This window comes from Bartonella sp. MU70NMGDW, from assembly GCF_042194085.1.
In the GTDB taxonomy this organism is placed as follows: domain Bacteria; phylum Pseudomonadota; class Alphaproteobacteria; order Rhizobiales; family Rhizobiaceae; genus Bartonella; species Bartonella grahamii.
In genome coordinates, this window is sequence record NZ_JBHIMK010000028.1 from 3192 (window position 1) to 11304 (window position 8113).

At 39.1% G+C, this 8113-nt stretch carries 4 protein-coding genes, 1 tRNA gene and 1 pseudogene; 2 read left to right on the top strand and 4 right to left on the bottom strand.

Going from position 1 to position 8113, the window contains the following annotated elements:
- From ACFIKE_RS04330 to aroA, 4 genes and pseudogenes are all read right to left on the bottom strand, one after another.
- Window positions 1-3317: pseudogene (locus tag ACFIKE_RS04330) on the bottom strand (protein ndvB); the annotation flags it as partial.
- Window positions 3318-3543: 226 nt separating this feature from the next.
- Window positions 3544-5244 (bottom strand): 30S ribosomal protein S1, encoded by a 1701-nt coding sequence (gene rpsA / locus ACFIKE_RS04335; protein ID WP_026500132.1) that lies wholly within the window; start codon window positions 5242-5244, stop codon window positions 3544-3546.
- Window positions 5245-5376: 132 nt separating this feature from the next.
- On the bottom strand, window positions 5377-6024 hold the full coding sequence (gene cmk / locus ACFIKE_RS04340) for a (d)CMP kinase (RefSeq protein ID WP_375626214.1): 648 nt from the start codon (window positions 6022-6024) through the stop codon (window positions 5377-5379).
- Window positions 6021-7349 carry a 3-phosphoshikimate 1-carboxyvinyltransferase gene (gene aroA / locus ACFIKE_RS04345; protein ID WP_375648471.1) on the bottom strand — a complete coding sequence of 443 codons (1329 nt, stop codon included), beginning with the start codon at window positions 7347-7349 and terminating at the stop codon, window positions 6021-6023. The genes cmk and aroA overlap by 4 nt, the downstream gene beginning before the upstream one ends.
- A 187-nt stretch (window positions 7350-7536) precedes the next feature.
- Between aroA and ACFIKE_RS04350 the strand changes: the two genes are divergently transcribed.
- Both ACFIKE_RS04350 and ACFIKE_RS04355 read left to right on the top strand, forming a co-directional pair.
- Window positions 7537-7917: a TIGR02300 family protein gene (locus ACFIKE_RS04350; protein WP_375648472.1), complete on the top strand. Its 381-nt coding sequence runs from the start codon at window positions 7537-7539 to the stop codon at window positions 7915-7917.
- 117 nt (window positions 7918-8034) lie between these two features.
- Window positions 8035-8110 (top strand) — tRNA-Ala (locus ACFIKE_RS04355).
- Window positions 8111-8113: the final 3 nt, after the last annotated feature.

Below are 8113 nucleotides of genomic sequence, written 5' to 3' on the forward strand. Positions count from 1 at the left end.
GCAAGATTTCCTGAATCAACGGTTGATACATAAGTAGGTAAAAGAGGCCTGAGTGTATCCGTTTCATACCAATTATAGAGATGACCACGGAACTTTTCCATTTTTGTAAGAGAGCGTAATGTACACTCAATACGGGTAATGGTCTCTTCAAAACCAATCCAGCCAAAATCACGTGCCGCAATAATAGAAAGGAGATAAACGCCAATATTCGTAGGAGATGTACGTTGAGCAACAAGAGGTTCAGGATCTTCTTGAAAATTATCGGGAGGCAAATAGTTGTTTTGTGCATTGACAAAGGTTGTATAATAAAGCCATGTACGCCGTGCAATAGAGCGAAGTTTTTTTTCATCTTTTGAAGAAAGATCAAGGCTATCTTGAAAGGTTGAAGGTTGACTCACAATCCAAGCAATGAAGGGTGAAAAAAACCATGCTATCCCAAAAGGCAAAGCAATCAAGCTTGCAAAACTATCAGAAAAAAGAGGGAGTGCTATAGTAAGGATACCAATAAGCGATGCTGGTGCCATTGTAAAAACATAGAAACGCAAACTATTGGGCATTGATTTTGTTGCGGCAGAAGTTTTCCATTCAAGAAGATGCTGTTTTGAAATCGTCATACGATAGAGTGTACGAATAATCGCATCGGTCATAAAATACGCCGAATGAGCAAGAAACGTCGTTTTAAGAAATATATCAGCGCTTGTAAGAGCAGTTTTGTTCCAAATTAATTGAAAATGTCCACGCAAAGAATGATCTATATTGGACGAGACTAGCGTTTTTAATACACATAGAATGGGAGAAATGAAGGAGCTAAACAACAAGAATATTTGCCAGACAATTGCACTCTTGAAAGACAAAAAAGCCCATCCTGCAAATGCTGCGATTAACCACATAAGTGGAGTAAGAGAACGACGTAAATTATCCTGCATTTTCCAACGCGTCACGAAACTTATTTGACGGTGGAAAAAAAGATAAGGCAAAAGCTGCCAATCACCGCGAATCCAGCGATGATAACGCATAACATCAATATTATAAGCGGTTGGATAATCTTCAATGACTTCTATGCTACTCACCAGAGCAGTACGAGCATAACCTCCTTCTAAGAGATCATGACTAAGGATAGTATTTTCTTTAATTTTGCCATCAAGCGCTTGTTCGAATGCATCAATATTATAAAGACCTTTACCGATAAAGGTGCCTTCTCCTAAAAGATCTTGATAAGTATCAGAAACAGCAAAAACATAAGGATCAATGCCACGGTTGATAGAAAAAATCCGTTGGAGAATTGATGTTTTTTTTCCTGTTGTAAGCGAAGGAATAATGCGTGGTTGTAAAATGCTATAGCCCTTTACAACCTTTCCACTTTGCGGATCAAAAATGGGATGATTGAGTGGATGGTTAAGCTTTCCAACAAGTTTTGCGACGCTCTCTGGAGTAAGACGTGTATCACAATCCAACGTCATAACAAAACGGCAATCCATAGGAAGATGTGGATTGGGAGGATAAAAGCTTGTGTTTTTATCGCCTCTTAAGAGCCGATTGAGTTCATGAAGTTTTCCTCGCTTTCGTTCCCAACCCATCCAACATTTTTCGCTTGTATTATAAAGGCGTCGGCGATGTAAAAGGAAAAAAAGAGGAAGTTCATCACGATGATAACGACTATTGAGTTTATCAATACTCTTTTGCGCATAGTGCAATAAATCAAGATCATCTTGCGTTTCTCTCAATGGAGCATCCACCCAATCTGTAATGAGTGCAAAATGAATGGCACCTTTAGGATTGGAAAGATAGTGCACTTCAAGACTGCGTACTTGTTCATCAATATCATCGCGTGATGTCATCAAAGTAGGTACAACAACCATTGTCCGTGCATGTTTTGGAATACCTTCTTTATATTCATAGCCAATGAGTTGTCTTGATGGGACAAACCATGAAACAACAGTGTTAAATAAAGCAAAAGCAGCATCGATAGCAGGAAAAAGCGCTAATACAGTAAAGCAAAAAGACATCCATGATGTCATGCCAGATATTTGTAAAAGGGCGTAAATTACAAGCAAAAGAGCGAGCGTCAGAAAAGAGACAGGAATGGCGATGACTCTCAATTTTGAGCAAGAAGCTCGTGTCCATTTTATGAGAAAGGGCGGGATATATCCACAAGCCTTTTCAAATATGCCACGACCATCATCAACAAGGTACCACCCCACACAAGAATGATGAGGCATATCTTTAGAAGTGGAATTTGCCATTTCTACAACTTTATGTGCAATTTCCAGCTCACTAAGAGGCGAAAAGCGTGAAACTTTTTCAATGACTTGTCGATAAATATTGCGTGAGTGAGAATCAATTTCAGAAAAATCACTATTTTTACGCAAAATAGAATCGACACAACTCACTGTTTCAAACCATGCTGTCCAATCAACATCATCTATAGCTTTAAGAGCACGGATAATATTTCCCATGGTCACACCATCTGCTGCTTGTCTGGTATGTTCATCGGCTGTTGCAATCTCTAAGCTACTGCCTTGGCTTTTCAATTGATTTTCAAGCCAAGTTAATGCTACGGTTGAATCGACAGATGCACTGCGCAGGCGATAGAATAAATGTTCTGAAAAAGTTGGATCAACAGTAAATGGTTTATACTGCGTAAAAAGAGAGTGTAGATTTGTTTTATTTTCTACAAGAGAAATTTTATCAGCCACTTGACTAGCAAGATGGCGCATATGTCGCGCTTTTTCGATACGGACTGAAAGACGACGGACATTTTCAATGAGCAGCATTTGCATAACAGAAGGAAGAGCCCACAATTCACCAATTGTGAGCGCACAAACTTCTTGAAATCCGTTGGTTATAGCAGTGAGTGTTTCTTGTGAAAAGCTGCTATCGGTATGCGCAATATAAAGCCAAGTTAAAGCAAAAATTCGTGGTATTCCCGCTTTGTGTGTAGAAAGAGGAAGTTGCTTTATGAAAGACTTGGGCAGATTACGACGTAGCTTTTGTATGGTTTTATCAATGGTGTAATGATTATCAATGAGCCATTGAGCAGACGGTGCGATGGTCTCATCATTTCGGGCAGCAAAATCACTGGTATGAAAGGCATGAAGAATAAGTTTAGCATTTTCATTCAATTTCTTGCGAAAATCTTCTACTCCGTCATATTCAGGGAGTAAAATTTCTTTACCAGAAGCTATATCATGCCCTAAGTTATAAAGATCTTCCTGTACCTTATAAATTGCACGAAGAGGAAAATCCGTATTAATAAAATAGCCTTTTTTCTCTTTTTGAGAAAAAAAACACTTTATGAAAGGTATTATGCACGTCATAATGTCCCATTGTTATCCAATTACATCGTTTTTATTTAAATTGTAAGCATTTTATCTGAATAGTGAACCGTTGATAGACAAAAAACAAACTTTTTGTTTTTATTTGCAAGCATTTATAATTTTTGACGCCAATAATTAGAAAATAAGCAGACAATTTTTTAGAAAATAAAAAGGTCACCCTAAAATGAGTGACCTTAATAACACCGTCAACTTTAGTGATTGATGATTAATCTTGTTCTTGTTTTTTCAAAGCTGCACCAAGAATATCACCAAGAGAAGCACCTGAGTCTGTAGAACCATATTGTGCAACAGCTTCTTTTTCCTCTGCAATTTCTAAAGCTTTAATCGATACTGAAATTTTACGTGTTTTTTTATCAAATGCTGTAATGCGAGCATCAACCTTTTGCCCAATTGCGAAACGCTCAGGACGTTGCTCATCACGATCACGCGCGAGATCAGCGCGTCGAATGGTTGTCTCAAGGTTGTGGTCAATCAATTTCACACCAATGTCATTGTCGTTAACAGCAATCACTTCGCATGTTACAACAGCACCTTTTCGCAATTCGCCAGAAGCAGCTGCTTCTCCAACTTTATCACTGGAAAGCTGCTTAATTCCAAGGGAAATGCGCTCTTTTTCAATGTCAACATCAAGGACCACAGCTTTAACGATATCGCCTTTATTGTAAGTATCAATAACTTGTTCACCAGGACGGTTCCAATCAAGATCAGACAAATGAACCATACCGTCAACATCGCCTTCAAGCCCAATAAACAGACCAAATTCTGTTTTATTTTTAACCTCTCCTTCAATTTGCGAATTGACAGGAAATTTATTGGCAAAAGCTTCCCATGGATTTTCAAATGTTTGCTTTAAGCCAAGAGAAATACGCCGTTTAGAAGGATCAATCTCAAGAACAACCACTTCTACTTCTTGTGATGTAGACAGAATTTTTCCAGGATGAACATTTTTCTTTGTCCAGCTCATTTCAGAAACATGGATCAGCCCTTCAATTCCTGGTTCAATTTCAACAAAACCACCGTAATCAGTAATGTTGGTAACAGCACCCGTAATTTTTTTACCAATCGGATACCGAACACTGATGCTTTCCCAAGGATCACTTTCAAGCTGTTTCATTCCAAGAGAAATACGGTGCGTATCTTGATTAATGCGAATAATCTGCACTTTAATCGTTTGGCCAATTGTGAGCACTTCAGATGGGTGATTAACACGCCGCCATGCCATATCTGTAACGTGCAAGAGACCATCAATCCCACCAAGATCAACAAAGGCACCATAATCTGTGATATTTTTCACCACACCTTCAACGATTTGGTTTTCTTCAAGATTTTGTACAATTTCTGAACGTTGCTCAGCGCGACTTTCTTCTAAAACAGTGCGACGTGAGACCACAATATTGCCACGACGACGATCCATCTTCAAAATTTCAAAGGACTGTGAATTATGCATGAGAGGTGAAACATCGCGAATGGGACGAATATCAACTTGGCTGCGCGGCAAGAAAGCAACGGCACCATCAAGATCGACTGTAAAACCACCTTTTACTTGGCTAAAGATCACTCCATCAACGCGCGCACCAGCATTGAATTTTTCCTCTAAACGGACCCAACTTTCTTCGCGCCGTGCTTTTTCACGCGATAAAACAGCTTCACCCATCGCATTTTCAATGCGTTCAATGTAAACCTCAACTTCATCGCCAACTTGCAAAGAACCGTCTTTTGCTTTAGCTCCAAATTCTTTGAGAGGAATACGTCCTTCGACTTTAAGACCAGCATCAATAATGGCCATGTCTTTTTCGATTGCAATAACACGACCTTTAACAACAGATCCTTCATTAAGATCATTAGTTTGAAAAGATTCTGTTAAAAGGGCTTCAAAATCCGCTGTTGTGGGATTGTATTGTGACATAAGAACTCCTAATATATACCTTGTATTATAAGGTATGAGCGCTAGGTTAGTGTTAACATAAGCAACTCCTAGCCTTTTTCCTTGAATAAAGGAAGAAAAGTTAGCGCTAGGCTGGAAGTTACCTTAACGAATTTATCCAATTATATGCATTTTTATGATTGGATCAATAAAACTGCATGCAATTTCAAATGTTGCTTCTATACTCAATTCTGACGTATCAAGCAAGTGGGCGTTTTTTGCTGGTTTTAGTGGACTTTGTTTGCGCGTTATATCGCGACTGTCGCGCTGTTCAAGTTGAGCTAGGATTTCATGATAATTTGCCTGAACACCTTTTTTTAAAATCTCCTGATAGCGACGTTTGGCGCGTGTTTGAACATTGGCTAGAACATAAAACTTGATATCGGCATCAGGACAAACAATAGTTCCGATATCACGCCCATCAAGCACACAGCCGGGTAAAACTTTAGAAAAGTTGCGTTGTTTTTCGACAAGAATTTTGCGTACAGCAGGGTTAATCGCTATTTTTGAAGCCGCTTCACCAAGTTCATGAGAAGAAAGAAGGGCAGGATTTAAGGTGTTAAAATCGAGTTCTTTAGCATAAATAATAGCATTTTTTTCATCATTAAGAGCTAAATTTTGTTGTAAAAGCGTATGAGCAACACTACGATAAGTAAGACCAGTATCGAGATAGCGAAGACGATAATGTACAGCAATTTTGCGTGCTAAGGTTCCTTTGCCTGAGGCTGCAGGTCCATCAATGGCAATAACAAAAGGCTTCAAGCGATTTTCCCCCCAAGTTGTTTTATAAAAGGAATAAATTCTGGAAAGCTCGTAGCGATCATTCGTTTATCATCAATGGTAACAGGTTTTTCTGATACAAGCCCAAAAATGAGAAAACACATAGCAATTCGATGATCAAGATGTGTGGAGACATGTCCACCACCCAAACCTTTGGCAGAACCTTTCCCATAAACAATAAGAAAATCTTGACCTTCTTCACAGTCTACGCAATTAATTTTTAATCCTTGAGCAACAGCAGACAGTCGATCTGATTCCTTTACACGCAATTCTTCAATTCCTAACATCACTGTTTTGCCTTCTGCAAAGGCTGCTGCTACTGCCAAAGCAGGATATTCATCAATCATCGATGGAGCACGTTCTTTGGGCACCGTAACGCCTCTAAGAACCGATGATTTTATCCGTAGATCAGCAACATCCTCTCCACCTGTTTGACGTCGGTTCAAAAATTCAATTTGAGCACCCATTTCCCACAATGTTTCGATAAGTCCCATTCGAGAGTTATTTATCAAAACATTTTCAATGGTGATATCAGAGTCTTCTACAAGAAGGGCTGCGATAATTAGAAAAGCAGCAGAAGAAGGATCACCCGGAATATGAATTGTTTGCCCAATAAGATGGGGTTGACCGTTAAGATGAATCAAACGCGCACCTTCATTATCTTTTTCTATTTCAAGTTGTGCACCGAATGCTTTTAACATTTTTTCCGTATGATCTCGTGTCAGAACTGGTTCAATAACAGTTGTAATGCCGGCGGTATTGAGTCCAGCAAGCAAGACTGCTGATTTAATTTGAGAGGAAGCTATTGGAACACGGTAACGAATCGGATTAGCCATTTTCGGGCCATAAAGCGTTAAAGGAAGGTGATCGTCGTGCGTTGCTTCAATTTCAACCCCCATGAGACGCAGTGGATCAAGGATACGTCCCATTGGACGTTTAGAGAGAGAAGCATCACCAATAAAGGTTGTTTTCATATGATATGGACCAACCATTCCCATAACCAAACGAGCACCCGTTCCAGCGTTTCCAAAGTCTAAAGGTTTTTGTGCAGCTAAAAGGCAACCATTCCCTGTTCCTCGTATGGTCCAGAAGCCATCTTTTTTAATAATACAGGCACCCATAGCTTGCATAGCAGCGGCTGTATTGAGTACATCAGCGCTTTCAAGTAATCCATGAATATGTGTCTCACCACTTGCTAATCCTCCCAATATAAGAGAGCGATGAGAAATTGATTTATCTCCTGGTATTTTAATTTTTCCAGAGAGACTACTCGATTTATAGGTGGTTATAGGGATTGCTTTTTGCATGGAAATTCTATTTAATTCTATCTAACTTTTATGAAATTGTGCATCCTTTAGCACATGCTTTAAAAGACGTCATGAAAAAATCACTGTGGAACAGTGTATTTATCTTTGACAAAGGCTTTATTTTTCGATTAAGCACCATACAATTTATCTTTTAATGGAATAATAGTTAATCAAAGAGGCACGGTTTATGGCAAAACAAGAACTTGGAACTAAACGTGTTGATCCAGAAACAGGAAAAAAATTTTACGATCTAAATCGCGATCCTATTGTGTCGCCCTATACAGGAATTTCTTATCCGCGTTCTTACTTTGAAGTTGCAGCAGCTGAAGCAAACAATGAGGAAGACGTTGATGCTGAAGAGCTTGATACAGCACTTGAAAAATCTGCTTTTATGCTTCTTGAAGAGGATGATGAGGATTCTAAAGATGACGATCTTCCTGATTTAGAAGACGGTGATGTAGATCTCGGTGATGACGATGATACATTTTTATCTCATGATGATGACGATGAAGATGATGACGTTACTGATATTCTCGGAGGCGGTGTTTCTAATGATGACGATGCTTAAGAGAAGTAAAAGAGGACATCTTTTCCATTGAATGTAAATTCTTCTTGATCTTCAATTTTGATCGTTCTAGAAAAGCTGAAATTGTATACTTCCCTTTTGGGAAAAATTGTTTTTGTAGGGGCTATAGCTCAGCTGGGAGAGCGCTTGCATGGCATGCAAGAGGTCAGCGGTTCGATCCCGCTTAGCTCCACCAAAA

Bases quoted from the DNA above. Each gene is read 5' to 3' on its own strand.
- rpsA (WP_026500132.1), bottom strand. From the start codon at position 5,244: ATGTCACAATACAATCCCACAACAGCGGATTTTGAAGCCCTTTTAACA.
- aroA (WP_375648471.1), bottom strand. From the start codon at position 7,349: ATGCAAAAAGCAATCCCTATAACCACCTATAAATCGAGTAGTCTCTCT.
- ACFIKE_RS04350 (WP_375648472.1), top strand. From the start codon at position 7,537: ATGGCAAAACAAGAACTTGGAACTAAACGTGTTGATCCAGAAACAGGA.